The following is a 21834-nucleotide window of genomic DNA, read 5'->3' on the forward strand; positions in this document are numbered from 1 at the left end:
AGTGGGCGGGAATTTATTAATCTCTCATCGGAAAACTGAAAATCCGGAACGGTCCCGATGTGCTCTTATCGAATTCCTCACCTGCGCGTACACCGATCTCCGCAATCTCCCTGGCCGACAGCTTGCTGTCGTACACGGCATACATGGCGCCCAGCGCAAAGTTGCGGCCGCTGCCGATTCCCCAGAAGCGTTCAAAGCTGAATACTTCGCGATAGGAATACACACCGAAGATGCCATTCGGGTTGGCGATCAACGCCGTAATCTGCGATGACTCGTACGGATCGTCTTCATCTTCCTTCGTGTTCAGGAAATACTTCTCCTTCAGTATTTCGTGCACCTTGGAAAACGTCTCAAACACTTCGTCGCGCGTGCCCAGCCTGCACTCCTCACCCATTCCGGTCAACAGCTTGCGCATGACAGGAAAGTGGGCGGCGGTGCCGGCAAGCGTCACATACGAATCACCGACAGGAAAAACCTTTTCATTGAGTTCGTACGCATGCGAAAGACGGGTGTCGCCGAAGGTGACGAGCGAATCCGACGCAATGGCGACTTCGTTGTCCTTCTTGACGACGACGCAGGTGGTCATTGTTGATCTCCTTGAATGGGGAAGCCGGCGCGGCGCGCAGCGGGAAAAGTGAGAAATTTTCTCATTTTCCCGGATCGGCAGCGCCCGCTTCCCACGTCCGGAATCACAGCAATGTCTTGCGCATGTCGCCGAGGACGTCCGCCAGGTAGGCCGCGAAGCGCGCCCCCATCGCGCCGTCGATGACGCGATGGTCGTAGGACAGCGACAGCGGCAGCATCAGGCGCGGCGCGAACTGCTTGCCGTCCCATACCGGCTTGATCGAGGACTTGGACAGGCCGAGGATCGCGACTTCCGGTGCATTGACGATCGGCGTGAACGCCGTGCCGCCGATGCCGCCCAGCGAAGAAATCGTGAACGTCGCCCCCTGCATGTCGGCCGGCTTCAGCTTGCCGTCGCGTGCAGCCGCGGAGAGGTCGCCCATTTCCTTGGCGATCTCGGAAAGGCTCTTCTTGTCGGCGTTCTTGATCACCGGCACCACCAGGCCTTGCGGCGTGTCGGCGGCGAAGCCGACGTTGTAGTACTTCTTGAGGATCAGGTTCTCGCCCTTTTCGTCCAGCGAGGAATTGAACGCCGGGAACTTCTTCAGCGCCGAGACGCTGGCCTTGATCACGAATGCCAGCATCGTCAGCTTGACGCCGGACTTGGCCATCGCGTTGTTGGAATCCTTGCGGAATTCTTCCAGATCCGTAATGTCCGCTTCGTCGAACTGCGTGACGTGCGGGATCATGACCCAGTTGCGGTGCAGGTTCGGGCCGCTGATCTTCTTGATGCGCGACAGCGGCTGCAGCTCGGTTTCGCCGAACTTGGAGAAGTCGAGCGACGGCCACGGCAGCAGGTCGAGGCCTGCTCCGCTGCCGCCCTTGGCCGCTGCTGCGGCCGGAGCGGATGCGGCACCTGCCATGACGGATTTCACGAAGTTCTGCACGTCGGTATGCAGGATGCGGGCCTTCGGACCCGTACCGGTGACGCGACCGAGGTCGACGCCCAGTTCGCGTGCGAACTTGCGTACGGACGGCGATGCGTGTGCCTTGGTATTGGACGGCGCTGCGGGTTCCAGTGCAGCGGTCGGCGCTGCCTTCGGAGCAGGCGCGGATGCCATGGCGGCGGCGGGAGCGCTGGCTGCCGCTGCGGCCGGTGCCGGCGCGGGTGCAGCGGCGCCGCCTTGCGTTTCGACCTTCAGGACCAGCGAGCCCTTGGATACCTTGTCGCCCACCTTGACGACGATTTCCTTCACGACGCCGGCGTGGCTGGAGGGAATCTCCATGCTCGCCTTGTCGGATTCGACGGTGATCAGCGACTGGTCAACCTTGACGCTATCGCCCGGCTTGACCATCAGCTCGATGACTTCCACATCCTTGAAGTCGCCGATGTCCGGAACGAACACATCGACGACGGCGGGGCCTGCTGCGGGAGCAGGTGACGCAGCGGGTGCGGGGGCGGCTGCAGCCGGCGCGGGAGCCGCGGCTTGTGTTGCCGGGGCAGCAGCGCCTGCGCCTTCTTCCAGCAGGAGAACCAGGGTGCCTTCCGACACCTTGTCACCTACCTTGACTTTGATTTCCTTCACGACGCCGGCGTGGCTGGAGGGAATCTCCATGCTCGCCTTGTCGGATTCGACGGTGATCAGCGACTGGTCAACCTTGATTGTGTCGCCCGGCTTGACCATCAGCTCGATGACTTCCACTTCCTTGAAATCGCCGATATCCGGGACTTTGACTTCCGTTAAGCTCATAGCGTTAGCTCCGTTCTCACCCTCCCTTTCAAGGGGAGGGCCGGGGTGGGGATGGGTTTCCGTCGCAAGCAAAGGACAAAACCCACCCCCACCCTAACCCTCCCCCTGAAGGGGAGGGAATTGTTAGTCTTATTGATCTGAGTTACAACGTCACCGGATTCGGCTTGTTCGGATCGATGCCGTATTTTGCGATCGCCTGTGCAACCACCGATGCCTCGATCGTACCGTCTTCCGCCAGTGCCTTGAGCGCCGCGACCGTTACGTAGTAGCGGTTGACTTCAAAGAACTCGCGCAGTTTCGCGCGGCTGTCGGAACGGCCGAAACCGTCAGTACCGAGCACCTTGTAATTGCGGCCCTTCGGAATGAAGGCGCGGATCTGTTCGGCAAACAGGCGCATGTAGTCGCTCGTCGCAACGACCGGGCCAGTCGTGCCTTCCAGCAGCTTGGTCACGTGCGGCACGCGCGGCGCTTCGGTCGGATGCACGAGGTTCCAACGGTCCGCATCCTGACCGTCACGGGCCAGCAGCGTGAAGGACGGTGCGGACCAGATGTCAGCAGCAACGCCCCAGTCTTCCTTGAGCAGGTCCGCCGCGGCGATGGCTTCGCGCAGGATGGTGCCGGAGCCCATCAGCTGGACACGCTTCTTCGACTTCTTGTCGCCTTCCTGCAGCAGGTACATACCCTTCAGCAGGTCTTGCTCAGTGCCCGGCTTCAGGCCCGGATGCGCGTAGTTCTCGTTCATCAGGGTGATGTAGTAGAACACGTCTTCCTGCTTTTCGACCATGCGCTTCAGGCCGTCGTGGATGATCACGGCGACTTCGTGCGCGAAGGTCGGGTCGTACGGAACGCAGTTCGGGATCGTCGCTGCCATCAGGTGGCTGTGGCCGTCTTCATGCTGCAGGCCTTCACCGTTCAGCGTCGTGCGGCCGGCGGTGCCGCCGAGCAGGAAACCGCGAGCACGCATGTCGCCCGCCGCCCATGCGAGGTCGCCCACGCGCTGGAGACCGAACATCGAGTAATAGATGTAGAACGGGATCATCACGCGGTTGTTCGTCGAGTACGACGTCGCCGCGGCGATCCAGGAGCTCATGCCGCCCGCTTCGTTGATGCCTTCCTGCAGGATCTGGCCGGCCTTGTCTTCGCGGTAGTACATCACCTGGTCCTTGTCGACCGGCTCGTACAACTGGCCCTGCTGGTTGAAGATACCGATCTGGCGGAACAGGCCTTCCATGCCGAAGGTACGCGCTTCATCGACGAGGATGGGCACGACGCGCTTGCCGAGGCTCTGGTCGCGCAGCAATGCGGTAATGATGCGAACGTAGGCCTGGGTCGTCGAAATCTCGCGGCCTTCCGGCGTTGCATCGAGCACTGCCTGGAATGCGGAGATATCCGGAACGGTCAGCGCTTCGTCTGCCTTCACGCGGCGCTGCGGCAGGTAGCCGCCGAGTGCCTTCCGGCGCTCGTGCAGGTACTTCATTTCCGGTGCGTCATCGGACGGCTTGAAGAACGGGATTTCCGGCAGCTTGTCGTCCGGAATCGGGATGTTGAAGCGGTCGCGCATTTCGCGCACGGCGGCATCGTCCAGCTTCTTGGTCTGGTGGGCGGTGTTGCGCGCCTCGCCGGACTTGCCCATGCCGAAGCCCTTGATGGTCTTGACCAGCAGCACGGTCGGCTGACCCTTGTGTTCCTGGGCGTTCTTGAATGCGGCGTAAATCTTGTGCGGATCGTGGCCGCCACGATTGAGGCGCCAGATGTCGTCGTCGGACATCTTGGACACCATTTCCAGCAGCTTCGGATGCTTGCCGAAGAAGTGCTTGCGCACGTACGCGCCGTCCTTGGCCTTGTAGTTCTGGTACTCGCCGTCGCAGGTTTCCATCATCACGCGCTGCAGGATACCTTCCTTGTCGCGTGCCAGCAGTTCATCCCAGTAGCCACCCCAAATGACCTTGACCACGTTCCAGCCGGCGCCGCGGAAATCGGCTTCCAGTTCCTGGATGATCTTGCCGTTGCCGCGCACCGGGCCGTCGAGACGCTGGAGGTTGCAGTTGACGACGATGACGAGGTTATCGAGCTTTTCGCGGCCGGCCATGCCGATCGCGCCCATCGATTCCGGCTCGTCCATTTCGCCGTCGCCGCAGAAGGCCCAGACCTTGCGGTTGTCGGTCTTGGCGATGTCGCGTGCGTGCAGGTACTTCAGGAAGCGCGCCTGGTAGATCGCCATCAGCGGGCCGAGGCCCATGGACACCGTCGGGAATTGCCAGAACTCCGGCATCAGTTTCGGGTGAGGATAGGAAGACAGGCCCTTGCCGTCGACTTCGCGGCGGAAATTCAGGAGCTGGTCTTCGGTGAGGCGGCCTTCGAGATAGGCGCGGGCATAAATGCCGGGGGAGGAATGGCCCTGGATGTACAGCAGGTCGCCGCCGTGCTCTTCGGTCGGGGCGTGCCAGAAATGGTTGAAGCCGATGCCCAGCATGTTGGCCAGCGAGGCAAAGGAAGAAATGTGACCACCCAGGTCGCCATCTGCGCGGTTGGTCTTGACGACCATCGCCATCGCGTTCCAGCGCATCCAGGAGCGCAGGCGCTCTTCGTATTCAAGGTTGCCGGGGCAATGCTCGCCGACGTGGGCGGGGATGGTGTTGACGTACGCGGTATTGGCGGAGAACGGAATGTGGGCACCGCGGCGGCGGGCCAGGTCGACCATGCGCTCCATGAGGTAATGCGCGCGTTCAGGGCCTTCGGTTTCGATCACGGCTTCGAGCGCGTCAAGCCACTCTTGCGTTTCCATGACATCGGGATCATTGGCGGCTTGCGCCAACACTTGGTCGAGCTGGGCGGACATTGGTGTGTCTCCTTGGTTAAGTGCCGTTCCGGCCGGGTAGCGGCTGGAGGATTTTTTGACAAGAAACAGCTGGGATGGTGCGCGGTGAAAAGATTCTAACAGTACTTTTATAACTTTTCAAATTACGGGATCGCGTTTTATATTATGAAATTTCGTGCGGCATCGCAGCAATCGTTCGCACCTTTCCTTACAGCCCGACAAGGCTCGCGGACTTATAATCTTGTTTTAATCCGTACTCACCCTAACCACAACCATGCCTGCACAACTCATCGACGGAAACCTCCTCTCCCAGCAACTGCGCGCCGATGTCGCCAAGCGCGCCGCCGCCCTGACCGCCAAGGGCAAACAGCCCGGACTTGCCGTGATCCTGGTCGGCGACAATCCCGCGTCACAGGTCTATGTCCGCAACAAGGTCAAGGCGTGCGAGGACAACGGTATCCATTCGGTGATGGAGAAGTACGATGCCGACATGACGGAAGCAGCGCTGCTGGCGCGTATCGACGCCCTCAACAAGGATCCGAAAATTAACGGCATCCTCGTGCAACTTCCCTTGCCGGCCCATATCAATTCCCACAAGGTGATTGAAGCGATCGCTGCGGAGAAGGATGTGGATGGCTTCCACGTCAGCAACGCCGGCCTGCTGATGACCGGCCAGCCGCTGTTCCGCCCCTGCACGCCCTACGGCGTCATGAAGATGCTGGAATCGATCGACTATCCGGTGCGCGGCGCTAATGCCGTTGTCGTCGGGGCATCCAACATCGTTGGCAAACCGCAAGCCATGCTGCTCTTGCAGGCGGGCGCGACCGTCACCATTTGCAATTCGAAGACCCGGGATCTCGGCCATCACACGCGGCAGGCCGACATCCTCGTGGTTGCAACCGGCAAGCGTAATATCGTCACTGCCGACATGGTCAAGCCTGGCGCGGTCGTGATCGATGTCGGAATGAACCGCGACGATAACGGCAAGTTGTGCGGCGATGTCGATTTCGCCAATGCCAAGGAAGTCGCGGGCTACATCACTCCCGTCCCGGGCGGTGTCGGTCCGATGACGATTACGATGCTGCTCGTCAACACTATTGAGGCCGCAGAAAGAACCTGAACATAATGACTTCCGCCCTGAATCCCCTGCTCGATTTTTCCGACCTGCCCCGTTTTGCGGACATCAAACCGGAGCATGTCACGCCGGCGGTTTCCGCCCTGCTCGATGAAAACCGCGCCGTCGTCGCGCGGCTGGAAGCGCCAGCGGACACGGTCACATGGGACAACTTCGTCGAACCGCTCGAGAACGCGACCGAAAAGTTGGGCCGGGCTTGGGGCGTGGTCGGCCATTTGAATTCGGTCGTCGATACACCGGAGCTGCGCGCCGCGTACAACGAGAACCTGCCCAAGGTGACCGAGTTCTGGACAGCGCTGGGACAGAACCTGGCGCTGTTCGACAAGTACAGGTCGCTCAAGGCGGGCAGCGCGTACGCGTCGCTGTCGCCGGCGCGCAAGAAAATCATCGAGAATGCCTTGCGCGATTTTCGTCTCGGCGGCGCCGAACTGCCGGACGACAAGAAGGTGCGATTTGCCGAGATCCAGGAACAACAGGCAGCACTGTCGACGAAGTTTTCCGAGAACGTGCTGGATGCCACCAACGACTATGGCCTGTTCGTCGAAAACGAGGCCGAACTGGCCGGGCTGCCGGACGATGTGAAGCACGCCGCGCGCGCCGCCGCCGAGAAGGACGGCAAGCCCGGCTTCAAGTTCACCCTGCATTTCCCCTCCTACTTCCCGATCCTGCAGTACGCGGACAAGCGCGAGCTGCGCGAGCAGATCTATCGCGCCAATGCAACCAAGGCGTCCGAGCTCGGCGTGAAACCGGAATGGGACAACACGCAGAACATCGTCGAGATCCTGAAGCTGCGCGACGAAGAATCGAAGCTGCTCGGCTTCCCGAACTTCGCCGAAGTGTCGCTGGTTCCCAAGATGGCGGAAACGCCGCAGCAAGTGATTTCCTTCCTGGAAGACCTGGCAAAACGCGCCCGGCCGTTTGCCGAGAACGATCTCGCCGAACTGCGTGCCTTCGCGAAGAAGGAACTGGGTCTCGACAAGCTGGAGGCCTGGGATGTCACCTACGCGTCGGAAAAGCTGCGCCAGCAGCGCTACGCATTCTCGGAACAGGAAGTGAAGCAGTACTTCCCCGAGCACAAGGTTGTCGAGGGACTGTTCCGCGTGATCCAGACCCTGTTCGCCGTCGATGTGAAGCCGGACAGCGCGCCGACCTGGCACAAGGATGTGAAGTTCTTCCGCATCGAAAAGAACGGCCATCTGATCGGCCAGTTCTACCTTGACCTGTACGCGCGCCACGGCAAGCGCGGCGGCGCCTGGATGGACGATGCACGCGGCCGGCGCAAGCAAGCCGCGGGCGTGCAAACCCCGGTCGCTTACCTGACCTGCAACTTTTCCGAACCGACGGTCATCGACGGCAAGGCGAAACCCGCCCTGTTCACCCATGACGAAGTGATCACCCTGTTCCACGAATTCGGCCACGGCCTGCACCACATGCTGACGCAGGTTGATGAACTCGGTGTATCGGGCATCGCGGGTGTGGAATGGGACGCGGTGGAACTGCCCTCGCAGTTCATGGAAAACTTCTGCTGGGAATGGGACGTGCTGCAGCACATGACTTCGCATGTCGATACCGGTGCGCCGCTGCCCCGTGAACTGTTTGACAAGATGATCGCCGCAAAGAACTTCCAGTCCGGCCTGCAGACGCTGCGACAGGTGGAATTCGCGCTGTTCGACATGCACCTCCACTTCGACCATGACCCATACGGAAGCAAATCCGTGCAGGACGTGCTCAACGAAGTGCGCCAGAAGGTGGCCGTCATGATCCCGCCCGCGTTCAACCGTTTCCAGAATTCCTTCGGACATATCTTCGCAGGCGGTTATGCCGCAGGTTACTATAGCTATAAATGGGCTGAAGTCCTGTCCGCCGATGCCTACAGCGCCTTCGAAGAAGCCGCTGCGGCCGGTGGAAACGTCCTTTCCGCGGAAATCGGCCAGAAATTCCAGCGCGAAGTACTCGCCATGGGCGGATCGCGCCCGGCACTGGAATCCTTCAAGGCCTTCCGCGGTCGTGAACCGAGCATCGACGCGTTGCTGCGGCACAACGGGATGACAGCCTGATCATCAGGGAAGAAAACAATGAAACGCATACTGCAATCCTGCTCCATCCTCATGCTGCTGTGCGTCGGTTCTGCAAATGCCCAGTTGTACAAATGGGTCGGTCCGGACGGCAAAGTGACGTACAGTGACGCCCCGCCGCCGGCGGTGGCGACCAAGGTCGAAACTAAGTCGCTCGCCACATCGGGCGTCAACACCGCGGATCTTCCCTACGAAGTCGCCGAAGCGACGAAGTCGCACCCCGTCACGCTGTACACCACGAAGGACTGCCAGCCGTGCGACGAAGGCCGCAAACTGCTTACTGCGCGCGGCATTCCGTTCATTGAAAAAACCGTCAATTCCAACGCCGACATTGCGCAGTACAAGCAGGCCGGCGGTGAGGGCCAGCTTCCCCTCCTGACCGTCGGGAAGTTCCGGGAACGCGCCTTCGAAGCAGCCGCCTGGAACAACGTACTGACCACGGCGGGCTACCCGGAAAGCAGCAAGCTGCCGAAAAGCTACCGCAATCCGTCGCCACAGGCAGCAGCCCCGGCAGTACCGGCGGAGGAAAAGCGCGCGTCGGCCAATGCAGGCGCAGGCAATGCAGGAGCAAAGCCAGCGGCCACCGACCTGCCCCCCGCCATCGGCAATGCGCCTCCCGGCTTCCGCTTCTGATGCGCGGCATGACTGACATGACACGTATCGATTTTCACAGCAACGTTCCCGACAGGATCGCGTATGCCTGCCGTCTGACGCGCAAAGCGCGTGCGGCGAACTGCCAGGTCGTTCTGCTGGCAAAAGACCGGCAGGAACTGATGACGCTCGACGAGGCGCTGTGGACGTTTGCCGAACAGGAATTCCTGGCGCACGTGATGGCAGGCGATCCGCTTGCCGCGCAGACCCCGATCATCCTGACGGACCGGGATGACGCCGCATTGCCGCATTACCATGTGCTGGTCAATCTGACATCGGCCACCCCCGCGCACTTTGCACGTTTCGAACGCATGATCGAGGTCATTTCCTCCGACGAGTCGGAGAAAATCGCAGGGCGTGAGCGCTTTCGCTTCTACAAGCAGCGCGGATATCCATTGACACACTTCGAAGCAGACAAGGCATGAGCTCGACCACCTCGGACGCCGGCATTCCCCTCCTGACGGAAGTCATCCCCGGCCCGGCGCCCGCCGACAGCAAACATGCAGTAACGACGCAAGCAACCATCGAGGGCGTCAAGGAGGACATCTCCACGCTGGAGGCGCGCGCCGCAGCGATCCTGGAAGAGGAAGAATGGGACCGCCTCGAACGTGAGATCCGTGAACGCGTGCTGTACCAGATCATCGAACGTATCGACTTCGTCCTTGAACAGCGCGTCCGCGACAGCCTGGCCGACGTGCTGCAGACAGCGGTCGAAGGCCTTGCGGCGGACATCAAGGGCGGCTTGCATGCTTCCATGCGCGACGTCGTCACGCGCGCGGTGACCCATGAAATCACCAAGCTGAAGTCCGCAAAAAAGTAAGAAGCGACACGATTCATGAAAGTCATCGTACTTGGCGCCGGTATCCTGGGAACCGCCTCTGCATGGTTCCTGAACAAGGCAGGCCACGAGGTAACGGTCATCGAGCGCCAGCCCGGTGTTGCACTCGAAACCAGCTTTGCCAATGGCTGCCAGATTTCCGTGTCCCATGCCGAACCGTGGGCCAATCCCTCGGCGCCCCTCAAGATCGTGAAATGGCTGGGACGCGAAGACGCACCACTGCTGTACCGATTCCGCCCTGAATGGTTGCAATGGAAATGGGGCATGCACTTCCTGCGTGAATGCCTGCCATCAAGGACAGCGGCAAATATGCGGCAGATCGTCGCCATGGCCGAGTACAGCCGTCAGACGCTGCAAGCGGTGCGAGCGGAAACCGGCATTGCCTACGATCAGCTTACGCGCGGCATCCTGCACTTCTACACGGATCAGCATGAATTCGACCACGCGCAGGCGACAGCGGCACTGATGCGAGAACTGGGCTGCCCGCGCAATTCCGTGGATGCCGATGATGTGGTGCGCATCGAGCCTGCGCTCGCCGGCATCCGCAGCAAGATTGTCGGCGGCGACTATACCGCCACGGACGAGTCGGGCGACGTGTACAAGTTCACGAGCAGCCTGGCGCAAAAATCTGCCGAAGGCGGGGTGACATTCCAGTTCAATGCCAGCGTGACGCGACTGATCACCGAAGGAACCGGCGCGTCGGCACGCGTGACCGGCGTCGAGGTCATCGACGGCGAAGGCCGGCACAAGGTTTTGTGCGCGGACGCCTTCGTCGTTGCCCTCGGCAGCTTCTCCACTCCCCTGCTCAAACCGCTCGGCCTGGATTTGATGATCTATCCCGGCAAGGGCTATTCGGCGACTTACCGGATCACCAATCCCGACCTTGCGCCCACCGTCTCATTGACGGATGACGGACACAAGCTCGTGCTGTCGCGGCTCGGCGACCGTCTCCGGGTGGCAGGAACCTGCGAGTTCAATGGGTACACGCGGGAACTCAATCCGATTCGCTGCGAAGCCATCACACGTCGCACGCGCGAACTCTTTCCCGGGGCATGCGACTACGAAAATCCCGTCTACTGGACCGGCCTGCGGCCGCTGACACCATCGAACGTGCCCTATATCGGCAGGACGCGCTACGGCAACCTGTTCCTGAACACCGGGCACGGCACACTGGGCTGGACAATGGGCTGCGGTTCCGGCCGCGCCATTGCGGACATTATTTCCGGCCGCCACCCGGACGTGGACTTCGCATTCACGGGGATGCAATCGGACGGGCATCACAGCATGAAGGCGGCCCGGCCCGCTCGCGCCTGAATCTCGCGCTCAAATAAAAAACCGCCGCTTCTTCGAACCGGCGGTTTTTTTATCGACCTGTCATCCTCTTCGACAGACAGGCGTTATAGGACAACAGGCTATTTCGCCACACGTACCTGCACTTCCGCCGCCTTCTCGTCGAAGGCGACGCGCGTGGCGAACTTGGCCCGCTTCATGGGAAAGCGCGACTGGAAATGGCGCACGTTGCCCGAGCCGGATATCACCTTGCGCACGAACTGGTAGTAAGCATCCATATCGATGACATGCACCACGAGGAAGTAGTCATATTCGCCGGACACGAAATAGCACTGCATGACCTCCGTCTCCTTCGCCATGCGCGCCTCGAACTCCTGCATGTGCTCGTCGGACTGGTTGTTCAGCGACACTTCGAGGAAGGCAAGCATGCCATAGCCAAGGGCAAAGGGGTCGACCAGGGCCACGTCCGCACTGATGATTCCTGCGTCGCGCAGGTCACGGAGCCGGCGCAGGCAGGTCGGCTGGGAGATATGCACCTTCTCGGCCAAGGTGCGTGTCGGCATCTGGTTATCCTTCTGAAGCAGGTTCAGCAGCTTGCGGTCGACCTTGTCCAGTGCACGAAATTTAGGCATATAAAAATTGATGATTTTTGCAAAAAACCGCAGAAAAACTCTTTTCGAACCGTTTTTTCTGTTGTACCGTCTGCCTGTTCAGAAATCTGAATGGTAACAGTATGTCATGGGGCCGCCTTTTCCCACCCGGACAAACGGCCCCTGATAGATAAGCTACGGCTCTTCTCATCAAGGTGAAGACGAGTAGAAAACAAGTGAGTCTTGCAGCAACCTTGTGTTTTATCAATCCTTAGGAGGATATTTTATGCAGTTCACTACAAAAATGATTCCGTTGGCTGGCGCAATCGCATTTGCTTTCGCAGGTGCGGCATCGGCACAGGAACAAGTCGTCAAGATCGGCCACGTCGGCCCGATCTCCGGCGCCATCGCACACCTGGGCAAGGACAATGAAAACGGCGCCCGCATGGCGATCGACGAACTCAACGCCAAGGGCGTGACCATCGGCGGCAAGAAGGTCAAGTTCGAACTGCTGGCTGAAGACGACGGCGCCGATCCGAAGCAAGGGACTGCAGCTGCACAGAAACTGGTCGACGCCAAGGTCAACGGCGTGATCGGCCACCTGAACTCTGGCACCACCATCCCGGCCTCCAAGATCTATCACGACGCTGGCATCCCGCAGATTTCCCCGTCCGCGACCAACCCCAAGTACACGCAGCAAGGCTTCAAGAGCGCCTTCCGCGTGGTGGCCAACGACGGCCAGCTGGGCGGCACGCTGGGCCGTTACGCCGTGCAGATCAACAAGGCCAAGCGCATCGCCGTCATCGACGACCGCACCGCTTATGGCCAGGGCGTGGCTGAAGAATTCATCAAGGGCGTCAAGTCCAAGGGTGGCGGCGCCGAGATCGTGGCGCAGCAATACACCAACGACAAGGCGACCGACTTCAACGCGATTCTGACCGCCATCAAGGCCAAGAATCCGGACACCGTGTTCTTCGGCGGCATGGACGCTGTGGCCGGCCCGATGCTGCGCCAGATGAAGGCACTGGGCATCAACGCCAAGTTCATGGGCGGCGACGGCATCTGCTCCGAGCAGCTGGCCAAGCTGGCAGGCGACTCGATGGGCGACGGCCAGGTGGTGTGCGCCGAGGCAGGCGGTGTGGAAGAAGCGCAGAAGAAGGGCATGGAAGATTTCCGCGCTGCCTTCAAGAAGAAGTTCAACACCGACGTGCAGATCTACGCACCGTATGTCTATGACGCGGTGATGGTGATGGTCGAAGCCATGAAGAAGGCGAACTCCGCCGAGCCGGCGAAGTACCTGCCGGAACTGGCGAAGATCAACTACAAGGGCGTGACCGGCAACATCGCTTTCGATGCCAAGGGCGACATCAAGGAAGGCACGCTGACCCTGTACACCTACAAGGGTGGCCAGCGCCAGCAACTGGCCGTGACGAAGTAATTCGCCTCGCCATATGAAAACCCCGGCCATGCGCCGGGGTTTTTTATTTGCGCCGCTTGGCGTGCAATAAAAAAGCGCTCACGAGGAGCGCTTTTCTTCTGTCAGGCCGCGCAGATTATTTCTGCGAGAGGACCCACTTCACCAGAGTGTGTGCTTCCGCCTCGTTGACCTGGGCGTTTGCGGGCATCGGAACCGCGCCCCAGACACCGCTGCTGCCCTTCAGGACCTTCTGGACCAGCTTGTCTTCCGCATCCTTCTGACCAGCGTACTTCGCGGCCACATCCTTGAATGCCGGACCGACAACCTTGTTGGCAACTGCGTGGCAGGCCATGCAGTTCTTGGCCTTGGCCAGATCAGCGTTTGCCATTGCGGCACCGGAAGCCAAAGCAGCTACAGCGAAAACCAGCAAAGAACGTTTCATTACTCTCTCTCCAAAAGAAAAAAACCCGCGTCATTTTACAGCGTAAGTGGCGGTTACAAATGCGGCTTACCACCCCGAAACGCACTATACGCCAAACCGGTTGACCCTGCGAATTGACCGTTACAAACTTTAGCAATATCCTGCAGGAAAGGGAGATGTCATGCCACTGATTATTGCCATTGTATTATTGTCCGCGCTCCGCTATTTCGAAGTCGGTCCGTTTGCCGAACTGTCATGGTGGTGGATTATCGGCCTGTTCGGCGTTGCCTTCGCCTGGTTCGAGTTTGGAGAACGCATGCTCGGCCTCGACAAGCGCAAGGCCCACGAAGAGCTTGAACGCGCCCGCAAGGAGCGGGTGACAAAGACCTTCAAGAAATAATCCCGTTCAGAAAGTAAAACGGGGCAGCCTTGGCCGCCCCGCTCTTCCTTCCTTACCGCTCCAACGTTAGCGCTTCAGCTGCGACAGGTCGCGCACCGCGCCCCGGTCGGCGGACGTCGCCAATGCTGCATATGCCTGCAACGCCTGCGAAACGACGCGTTCGCGGTTCTCCGGCTTCCATGCCTTGTCACCCTTCGCATCCATCGCGACGCGGCGCTTTGTCAGTTCTTCGTCGCTGACCTTCAAGTTGATTCGGCGCTCCGGGATATCGATCTCGATCGTGTCGCCGTCATTCACCAGCCCGATCGCGCCACCTTCGGCTGCTTCCGGCGAAGCATGGCCAATGACGAGGCCGGAAGAGCCGCCGGAGAAACGTCCGTCGGTAAACAGTGCGCACACCTTGCCCAGGTCCTTCGACTTGATATAGGAAGTCGGGTACAGCATTTCCTGCATGCCGGGGCCGCCCTTCGGCCCTTCGTAACGGATGATCACGACATCGCCCGGCTGCACCACGTCGCCGAGGATACCTTCGACGGCCGCGTCCTGGCTCTCGAATACACGCGCCTTGCCGGTGAACTTGAGGATGCTCTCGTCGACACCCGCAGTCTTCACAATGCAGCCTTTTTCCGCGATGTTGCCATACAGGACGGCAAGTCCGCCGTCCTTCGAATAGGCGTGCTCCTTGTTGCGGATGCAGCCGTGTTCGCGGTCGGTATCGAGCTTGTCGAAGCGCTTGTCTTGCGAGAACGCGACCTGGGTCGGCACGCCGCCGGGTGCGGCGAGGAAGCGCTGCCGCACCGCATCGTCCTTGTTCAGCATGACGTCGTTGTTGGCGATCGATTCGGCCATGGTCTTGCTATGAACCGTCGGGACAGTGGTGTCGAGCAGGCCAGCGCGATCGAGCTCGCCGAGGATGCCGACGATGCCGCCGGCGCGGTGCACGTCTTCAATGTGATAGTCCTGGGTCGCCGGCGCCACCTTGCACAGGCAAGGCACCTTGCGCGAGATGCGGTCGATGTCCGCCATGGTGAAGTCCACGCCCGCTTCCTGCGCCGCAGCCAGCAGGTGCAGCACGGTGTTGGTGGAGCCGCCCATGGAGACATCCAGCGCCATCGCATTCTCGAAGGCGGCCTTGGTGGCGATGTTGCGCGGCAGGACGGATGCGTCTTCCTGCTCGTAGTAACGCTTGGCGAGCTCGACGACCAGGCGGCCGGCGCGCAGAAAGAGCTGCTTGCGGTCCGCATGGGTAGCGACGATGGTGCCGTTGCCTGGCAGGGACAGGCCCAGCGCCTCGGTCAGGCAGTTCATGGAATTGGCGGTGAACATGCCGGAGCAGGAACCGCAGGTCGGGCAGGCGGAACGCTCGATGTTGGCGACCTGCTCATCGGAGACCTTCGGATCGCCGGCCTGGATCATGGCGTCGATCAGGTCGACCTTGATGATCTTCTGCGTGCCTTCCTGCTTGCCGTGCAGCGCCTCGATGACCTTTCCGGCTTCCATCGGGCCGCCGGAAACGAACACGACCGGAATGTTGAGGCGCATCGCGGCCATCAGCATGCCGGGGGTGATCTTGTCGCAGTTCGAAATGCAGACCATCGCATCGGCGCAGTGCGCGTTGACCATGTACTCGACCGAATCGGCGATCAGTTCGCGCGACGGCAGCGAATACAGCATGCCGCCGTGGCCCATGGCGATACCGTCATCCACGGCGATGGTGTTGAATTCCTTGGCCACGCCGCCGGCCGCTTCGATCTCGCGCGCCACCATCTGGCCGAGGTCCTTCAGATGGACGTGGCCCGGCACGAACTGGGTAAAGGAATTGACCACGGCGATGATCGGCTTGCCGAAGTCGCCGTCCTTCATGCCGGTCGCGCGCCAGAGGGCGCGGGCGCCGGCCATGTTGCGGCCGTGGGTGGTGGTGCGGGAGCGGTATTGAGGCATGTTCAGTCTCCGGATTGATCTGTTTAGGCAAGCCGATTCCGTGCGGAACCGGGGAAAGACGGCTAGTGTCCCTTGCCCTTAGCTGCGTGTCAAATATATGATTCCTTCCCTATTAAGACGAAATGCATATGAATATTGAACTGCGGCAATTGCGGTATTTTGTGGCGGTGGCCGAGGAGCGCCACTTCGGCCGAGCCGCGGTGCGCCTCCACATGACCCAGCCGCCGCTGTCCCAAACCATCCAGTCCCTGGAAGCAGCGCTCGGCACGCCGCTCTTTGCGCGCACCAAACGCAGCGTCACCCTGACGCCCGCCGGCACGGCACTGCTGCCCGAGGCACGCCGCATTCTCCAGCAGGTGGCTGCCCTGCCCGATCTTGCCCGCCGCGCCGCGTCAGGTGAATCCGGCCTGCTTTCGCTCTCCTTCGTCTCCACCGCCGACTACAGCGTGCTTCCGCCGCTACTGCGCGAGTTCCGCGAGCGCTTCCCGCAAGTCCAGATCGACCTGCGCGAAGCAACCACCGACGTGCAGCTCGAAGACCTGATGCAGGGACGCATCGACGCCGGTCTGCTGATCCCGCCACTGCACGAGAAAGCCAGGACAGAGCTGGACTACCTCACCGTGCTCTCCGAGCCCTTGGTCCTCGCCGCGCCCCATGGACTGAAAGGATTGCGCGGCAGGAACGCCGTCTCGCTCAAGGCGGTGGCCGACATGCCCCTCATTATTTTCCCGCGCCGCATTTCACCGGCCTTCCATGATGCGATCGTCGGCTGCTTCCGCGACGCAGGATTGACGCCACGCATCGGCCAGGAAGCCATCCAGATGCAGACTATTGTTGGCCTCGTGTCTGCCGGCATGGGTATTGCGCTTGTGCCACAATCCGTGTCGAACCTGAAGCGGCCCGGCGTGGAATACAGGCCGCTGACAGACCGCACGGCGACATTCGAAACCGGCCTTGCCTGGCGCCGTGACAATGCCTCGCCCGTGTTGCACACCTTCCTCGAACTATTGCGAAAGAAACGATAGATGCTGATCCACCCCCTCCCCGACCCGATTGCCTTTTCGCTCGGCCCCGTGTCCGTGCACTGGTACGGCCTGATGTACCTGGTCGCCTTCGTGCAGTTCCTGCTGCTGGGTCGGGCTCGCATCCGGCAGCCGCATATCGGGGCAGCAGGCTGGAAGGCGGAGGACCTGGACGACATGCTGTTCTACGGTGTACTCGGGGTCGTGGTCGGCGGGCGACTGGGCGAAGTCCTGTTCTACAACCCTGCCTATTACTTTTCGCACCCTCTCGAGATCTTCGCGGTCTGGAAAGGCGGCATGTCCTTCCACGGCGGTTTTCTCGGAGTGATGATCGCCATGGCACTCTGGGCCCGCAAGAGGGGCCGGGCCTTCTGGGAAGTCATGGATTTCATCGCGCCCCTGGTGCCGCTCGGGTATGCCGCAGGGCGAATCGGCAACTTCATCAATGCCGAACTGCCAGGCCGGGTTGCCGATGCCTCGCTTCCCTGGGCAATGATCTGGCCGAACGTCGACAACCTGCCGCGCCACCCTTCGCCCTTTTACCAGGCACTCGTCGATGGCGTACTGCTGTTCATCGTGCTGTGGCTGTATGCGCGCAAGGCCCGGCCGGTGATGGCTGTCAGTGGCGTCTTCGCGCTTGGCTACGGCTGTGCGCGCTTCTTCACCGAATACTTCCGTACGCCCGATTACGTCGTCTCCATCGGGCCGGTCAGCATCTCCGCCGGCCAAATGCTCTCGCTGCCGATGGTCGCCCTCGGACTCGTTCTATTGCTGGTAGCATACAAAAACAAAGGAGCCATTAGAGCCAACTGAAGTACAACAACATCAAGGAGACATCGCCATGAAACTCGCACGTGTGTTGCTGTTTGCCGCAGGTCTGCTTCTGTCCTTCAACGCCGGCGCGCAAGCCTGGCCCAACAAGCCCATCACCTTCATCGTTCCCTTCCCCGCCGGCGGCGGCACCGATGCCTTTGCCCGCCCGCTCGCCGCCCAGCTCACGAAGCAGCTGGGCAAGCAGGTCATCATCGACAATCGCGGCGGCGCCGGGGGAACGCTTGGGGCCGGCATCGCAGCGCGGTCGGCACCCGATGGCTACACCTTCTTCATCGGCGGCGCCCACCACGCAATCGCACCGTCGATCTACCCCAAGCTGGACTATGACATCCAGAAGGATTTCGTCCCCGTCGCGCTGGTTGCCACGCCGCCGCAGGTCATTGTCGTGAACCCGCAGAAGGTGCCGGTGAACGACTTGAAATCCTTGCTGGAATACGTGCGCAACAATCCCGGCAAGCTCAATTACGCCTCCGCCGGCAACGGCACGTCGCATCATCTTGCCGGTGAGTTGTTCAAACTGCAGACCAAGACCTTCATCACCCATATCCCGTACCGCGGCGCAGGCCCCGCCCTTCAGGACCTGATCGCCGGGCAGGTCGACATGATGTTCGACGGCCTCGGCTCGTCGGCCGCACACCTGAAAGGCGGCCGCATCAAAGCACTTGCCGTCGCCGCCCCTGCCCGTGCTCCGGGCTTCCCCGACTTGCCCACTGCGGCGGAAGCCGGCGTCCCCGGCTACGAGGTTTCGACCTGGTACGGCATGTGGGCGCCCAAGGGAACGCCCGCTGAAATTGTGGAGCGCATGGCCTCAGAAGTACAGAAAGCGTTTGCGACACCGGAGCTGAAGAACACCTGGCACAACATCGGCTCGGACACGCCCAACCTGGTCCAGGCGCAATTCGGTGCGATGGTGACCTCCGAAATCGCCCGCTGGGGACAAGTCGTCAAGGAAGCGGGCGTGAAGCTCGACTGAACATCATGGAAAAAATCCGCATCGACAAGGACGGTGTCATCGCGATGGTGACGCTGTCGAACCCCGGCAAACTGAATGCCATCGACATCTCCATGTGGCATGGGCTTGCCGAAACCTTTCACGCCCTGTCTGCGGATGAATCCCTGCGGTGCATCATCGTCACAGGCGCCGAAGGCAATTTCGCGGCCGGGGCCGACATCGAGGAATTCTCCTCGGTGCGCAGCAGCTATGCGCAAGGCGTCGACTATCACACGAAAAGCATCGCCCGCGCGCTCGATGCGATCGCCCGGTGCGTCCATCCAACCATCGCTGCGATCGAGGGTGTATGCGTGGGAGGCGGGCTTGAAATTGCCTCTGCCTGCGACCTGCGCATCGCCTCGCCCGCGTCGCGCTTCGGCATTCCGATCAACCGGCTCGGATTCCCGCTTGCACCGGGCGAGTTGCAGGGGTTGCTGCAACTCGTCGGCAAGGCCGTCGCACTGGAAATCCTTCTTGAAGGACGTGTATTCGATGCGGCGGAAGCGAAGGAGAAAGGTCTCCTGCACCGTGTCGTCGACGACGTCCCGGCAGAGGCGAGGCAGACGGCGCAGCGCATCGCCCAGGGTGCCCCACTTGCCGCGCGCATGAACAAAAAACTCGCGCGCAGGCTGTCACCCGAGGTGGCGCCGCTGACCGAGGAAGAGCTGCGCGATGCGTTTTCCTTCTTTCATTCCGGCGACTACCGCGAAGGCGTCCGTGCCTTCCTCGAAAAAAGAAAACCCGAATTCAACGGCCAATAACCTTCCATCCATGAACGCCAACCTCTACGCACTCTTCGAATCCCGATTCCCCGCTGACCGCACCGCCTGCTGCATCGAAACGCACGACGGCTTGTACTACTCCTGGAACGACCTCGACCGCGCCACGGCCAAGCTGGCCAACCTGCTTGCCGGGCTGGACCTGCCGAAGGACTCGCGCATCGCGGTGCAGGTGGAAAAGTCGCCTGAAGCGCTGATGCTGTACCTTGCAACGATCCGTGCCGGCTATGTGTACCTCCCGCTCAACACCGCCTATCGCGCCGCGGAGATCGAGTACTTCGTGGAGAATGCCGAGCCGGCAGTCGTGGTGTGCTCGCCGCAGAATTTCGGCTGGGTCTCGCAGATTGCGTTCAAGTGTGGAACAAAGCACGTATTCACACTCGGCGACGATCGGGAGGGGTCCCTGCTCAATCGGGCGGCACTGCAGTCGAACAGTTTCGAGACGGTCGAAAAGCAGCCTGACGATCTCGCCGCTATCCTGTACACCTCGGGTACCACCGGCCGCAGCAAGGGCGCGATGCTGACCCATGACAACCTGGCGTCGAATGCGAAGGTGCTGCAGGACTACTGGCACTGGCAGGAGGGCGATGTGCTGCTGCACGCGCTGCCGCTGTTCCATGTGCACGGCCTGTTCGTCGCCTCGCATGGCGCGCTGCTGAACGGCAGCAAGATGATCTTCCTGCCGAAGTTCGACGCGGCCGAGGTCATGCACCATCTGAAGCGCGCAACTGTATTCATGGGTGTGCCGACCTACTACGTCCGTCTGCTGGCGGAAGCTTCCTTCGACAAGGATGCGTGCGCGAACATGCGACTCTTTGTCTCCGGCTCCGCGCCGTTGCTGACGGAAACCTTCAATGAATTTTCCCGCCGCACCGGGCACACCATCCTGGAACGCTACGGCATGAGCGAAACGACCATGCTGGTCTCGAATCCGTATGACGGCGATCGCATCGGCGGCACGGTCGGGCTCCCGTTGCCCGGCGTGTCGGTGCGCGTGGTGAAGGGCGGCGGTTCGACCTGCGCTGCCGGCGAAGTCGGCGACATCCAGGTCAAAGGACCGAACGTGTTCAAGGGATACTGGCGCATGCCGGAAAAGACGGCTGAGGAATTCACCGCCGACGGCTACTTCAAGACGGGCGACGTCGGCAAGTTCGACGACAACGGCTACCTGTCCATCGTCGGCCGCAGCAAGGACCTGATCATCTCCGGCGGCTACAACGTCTATCCGAAGGAGATCGAATCCTTCATCGATGAAATGGATGGTGTAGTCGAGTCGGCTGTGGTCGGTGTTCCCCATCCGGACTTCGGTGAGGCTGTCACCGCCGTGGTTGTTCCTAAACCCGGAACGGCTCTGTCGGAAGCGGAAGTCATCGGCTTGCTCAAGTCCAAGATTGCCAACTTCAAGGTGCCCAAGCGGGTGTTCTTCGTTCCGGAACTGCCGCGCAATACGATGGGCAAGGTGCAGAAGAACGTGCTGCGCGACCAGTACAAGAACGGTTAGCGGAACGCCTTGTACAGCATGTAGCCTGCCAGGGTGAACAGCACAATCGCGAAGACCTTCTTGAGCGACTTCACCGGCAGGCTGTGCGCCGTCTTCGCACCGAGCGGTGCGGTGGTCACGCTTGCCAGGGAAATCACCAGCAGGGCCGGCAGGTAAATGAAGCCGAGCGAACCGGAGGGCAGGCCTGGTTCGTTGATGCCGTGATAGATGTTGGACAGCGTGCCGGCGAGTGCAATCGGAAAACCGAGCGCAGCACTGGTCGCCACCGCGTTGTGAATCTTCACGTTACACCAGGTCATGAAGGGCACGGAGACAAAGCCGCCCCCTGCCCCGACAAGACCGGACAGCGTGCCGATAACGCCGCCGGCGCCAAACATCCCCGGGGTACCGGGCAGGTCGCGCGATGCCGCAGGCTTCTTGTCGAGCAGCATTTGCACGGCGGAGAAAGTCACGAATACGGCGAACGACATCGCAAGGCTCGACGAATTGAGTTGTGCGCCGATCCACGGTCCGATCCACGATCCGACGAGAATGCCGGGGGCAAGCAGCTTCACGATGTCCCAGCGCACCGCTCCTCGCGCATGATGCGCGCGCACCGACGAGATCGAGGTGAACATGATGGTCGCGAGCGAAGTCGCGATCGCCATGTGGACGATGTGTTCCTTCGGGAACGCCTTCGCCGTCAGGATCATGGTCATGAAGGGCACCAGCAGCATGCCGCCGCCGATGCCAAGCAAGCCTGCGGCAAATCCGACTGCGGCGCCGAGCGCCAGCAGTCCCGCGATCAGCGAGATATCCATCCTGTTTGTTTCCGTT

20 protein-coding genes are annotated in these 21834 nt (G+C 61.0%); 13 read left to right on the forward strand and 7 right to left on the reverse strand.

Going from position 1 to position 21834, the window contains the following annotated elements:
* Positions 1-16: 16 nt before the first annotated feature.
* The 3 genes from ACNOHI_RS16965 to aceE form a co-directional block, all read right to left on the reverse strand.
* Positions 17-586, reverse strand: coding sequence for an MFS transporter (locus ACNOHI_RS16965; protein ID WP_420475871.1), 570 nt, complete (start codon positions 584-586; stop codon positions 17-19).
* Positions 587-689: 103 nt separating this feature from the next.
* Positions 690-2387, reverse strand: a complete 1698-nt coding sequence (gene aceF, locus ACNOHI_RS16970) for a dihydrolipoyllysine-residue acetyltransferase (RefSeq protein ID WP_420475872.1) — start codon at positions 2385-2387, stop codon at positions 690-692.
* Between the two features lie 70 nt (positions 2388-2457).
* A complete protein-coding gene (aceE, locus tag ACNOHI_RS16975; protein ID WP_420475873.1) occupies positions 2458-5154 on the reverse strand; it encodes a pyruvate dehydrogenase (acetyl-transferring), homodimeric type in 2697 nt (898 codons plus the stop codon).
* Between the two features lie 253 nt (positions 5155-5407).
* Between aceE and folD the strand changes: the two genes are divergently transcribed.
* The 6 genes from folD to ACNOHI_RS17005 are packed head-to-tail and all read left to right on the forward strand — an operon-like array spanning position 5408 to position 11146.
* A complete protein-coding gene (gene folD, locus ACNOHI_RS16980) occupies positions 5408-6253 on the forward strand; it encodes a bifunctional methylenetetrahydrofolate dehydrogenase/methenyltetrahydrofolate cyclohydrolase FolD (RefSeq protein WP_420475874.1) in 846 nt (281 codons plus the stop codon).
* Positions 6254-6258: 5 nt separating this feature from the next.
* Positions 6259-8325, forward strand: coding sequence for a M3 family metallopeptidase (locus tag ACNOHI_RS16985; protein WP_420475875.1), 2067 nt, complete (start codon positions 6259-6261; stop codon positions 8323-8325).
* Positions 8326-8343: 18 nt separating this feature from the next.
* A complete protein-coding gene (locus ACNOHI_RS16990) occupies positions 8344-8976 on the forward strand; it encodes a glutaredoxin family protein (protein ID WP_420475876.1) in 633 nt (210 codons plus the stop codon).
* Between the two features lie 17 nt (positions 8977-8993).
* The gene (locus ACNOHI_RS16995) at positions 8994-9419 is read left to right on the forward strand and encodes a DNA polymerase III subunit chi (protein ID WP_420476168.1); all 426 of its coding nucleotides are present in this window, start codon (positions 8994-8996) and stop codon (positions 9417-9419) included.
* Positions 9416-9814 carry a hypothetical protein gene (locus ACNOHI_RS17000; RefSeq protein ID WP_420475877.1) on the forward strand — a complete coding sequence of 133 codons (399 nt, stop codon included), beginning with the start codon at positions 9416-9418 and terminating at the stop codon, positions 9812-9814. Before ACNOHI_RS16995 ends, ACNOHI_RS17000 begins: the two co-directional genes overlap by 4 nt.
* Positions 9815-9829: 15 nt before the next feature.
* Entirely contained in the window at positions 9830-11146 is a 1317-nt protein-coding gene (locus tag ACNOHI_RS17005; protein WP_420475878.1) for a D-amino acid dehydrogenase, read from the forward strand.
* Between the two features lie 98 nt (positions 11147-11244).
* On the opposite strand, the gene ACNOHI_RS17010 is transcribed toward ACNOHI_RS17005, so the two are convergent.
* Positions 11245-11754: an Lrp/AsnC family transcriptional regulator gene (locus tag ACNOHI_RS17010; RefSeq protein ID WP_420475879.1), complete on the reverse strand. Its 510-nt coding sequence runs from the start codon at positions 11752-11754 to the stop codon at positions 11245-11247.
* Between the two features lie 244 nt (positions 11755-11998).
* Between ACNOHI_RS17010 and ACNOHI_RS17015 the strand changes: the two genes are divergently transcribed.
* On the forward strand, positions 11999-13150 hold the full coding sequence (locus tag ACNOHI_RS17015; RefSeq protein WP_420475880.1) for a branched-chain amino acid ABC transporter substrate-binding protein: 1152 nt from the start codon (positions 11999-12001) through the stop codon (positions 13148-13150).
* Positions 13151-13265: 115 nt separating this feature from the next.
* Here ACNOHI_RS17015 and ACNOHI_RS17020 read toward each other — a convergent pair whose 3' ends face one another.
* Complete coding sequence (locus ACNOHI_RS17020; RefSeq protein ID WP_420475881.1) at positions 13266-13571, reverse strand: c-type cytochrome; 306 nt, start codon at positions 13569-13571, stop codon at positions 13266-13268.
* Between the two features lie 160 nt (positions 13572-13731).
* On the opposite strand from ACNOHI_RS17020, the gene ACNOHI_RS17025 reads away from it, so the two are divergent.
* A complete protein-coding gene (locus ACNOHI_RS17025) occupies positions 13732-13950 on the forward strand; it encodes a TIGR04438 family Trp-rich protein (RefSeq protein ID WP_420475882.1) in 219 nt (72 codons plus the stop codon).
* A gap of 66 nt (positions 13951-14016) precedes the next feature.
* Here the strand turns inward: ACNOHI_RS17025 and ilvD are convergent, their stop codons facing one another.
* Positions 14017-15891 carry a dihydroxy-acid dehydratase gene (gene ilvD / locus ACNOHI_RS17030; protein WP_420475883.1) on the reverse strand — a complete coding sequence of 625 codons (1875 nt, stop codon included), beginning with the start codon at positions 15889-15891 and terminating at the stop codon, positions 14017-14019.
* Between the two features lie 128 nt (positions 15892-16019).
* On the opposite strand from ilvD, the gene ACNOHI_RS17035 reads away from it, so the two are divergent.
* The 5 genes from ACNOHI_RS17035 to ACNOHI_RS17055 are packed head-to-tail and all read left to right on the forward strand — an operon-like array spanning position 16020 to position 21018.
* Positions 16020-16916 carry a LysR substrate-binding domain-containing protein gene (locus tag ACNOHI_RS17035; RefSeq protein WP_420475884.1) on the forward strand — a complete coding sequence of 299 codons (897 nt, stop codon included), beginning with the start codon at positions 16020-16022 and terminating at the stop codon, positions 16914-16916.
* Positions 16917-17726, forward strand: a complete 810-nt coding sequence (gene lgt, locus ACNOHI_RS17040) for a prolipoprotein diacylglyceryl transferase (protein ID WP_420475885.1) — start codon at positions 16917-16919, stop codon at positions 17724-17726.
* A 28-nt stretch (positions 17727-17754) separates the two neighbouring features.
* The gene (locus tag ACNOHI_RS17045) at positions 17755-18720 is read left to right on the forward strand and encodes a Bug family tripartite tricarboxylate transporter substrate binding protein (protein WP_420475886.1); all 966 of its coding nucleotides are present in this window, start codon (positions 17755-17757) and stop codon (positions 18718-18720) included.
* A 5-nt stretch (positions 18721-18725) separates the two neighbouring features.
* Complete coding sequence (locus tag ACNOHI_RS17050; protein ID WP_420475887.1) at positions 18726-19499, forward strand: enoyl-CoA hydratase/isomerase family protein; 774 nt, start codon at positions 18726-18728, stop codon at positions 19497-19499.
* Positions 19500-19509: 10 nt separating this feature from the next.
* Positions 19510-21018 (forward strand): malonate--CoA ligase, encoded by a 1509-nt coding sequence (locus ACNOHI_RS17055; RefSeq protein ID WP_420475888.1) that lies wholly within the window; start codon positions 19510-19512, stop codon positions 21016-21018.
* Here ACNOHI_RS17055 and ACNOHI_RS17060 read toward each other — a convergent pair.
* The gene (locus tag ACNOHI_RS17060) at positions 21015-21818 is read right to left on the reverse strand and encodes a sulfite exporter TauE/SafE family protein (protein WP_420475889.1); all 804 of its coding nucleotides are present in this window, start codon (positions 21816-21818) and stop codon (positions 21015-21017) included. The two genes, ACNOHI_RS17055 and ACNOHI_RS17060, sit on opposite strands and share 4 nt — an antisense overlap.
* Positions 21819-21834 lie beyond the last annotated feature (16 nt).

Source organism: Noviherbaspirillum sp. ST9 (assembly GCF_048799745.1).
Lineage (GTDB): Bacteria > Pseudomonadota > Gammaproteobacteria > Burkholderiales > Burkholderiaceae_D > Noviherbaspirillum.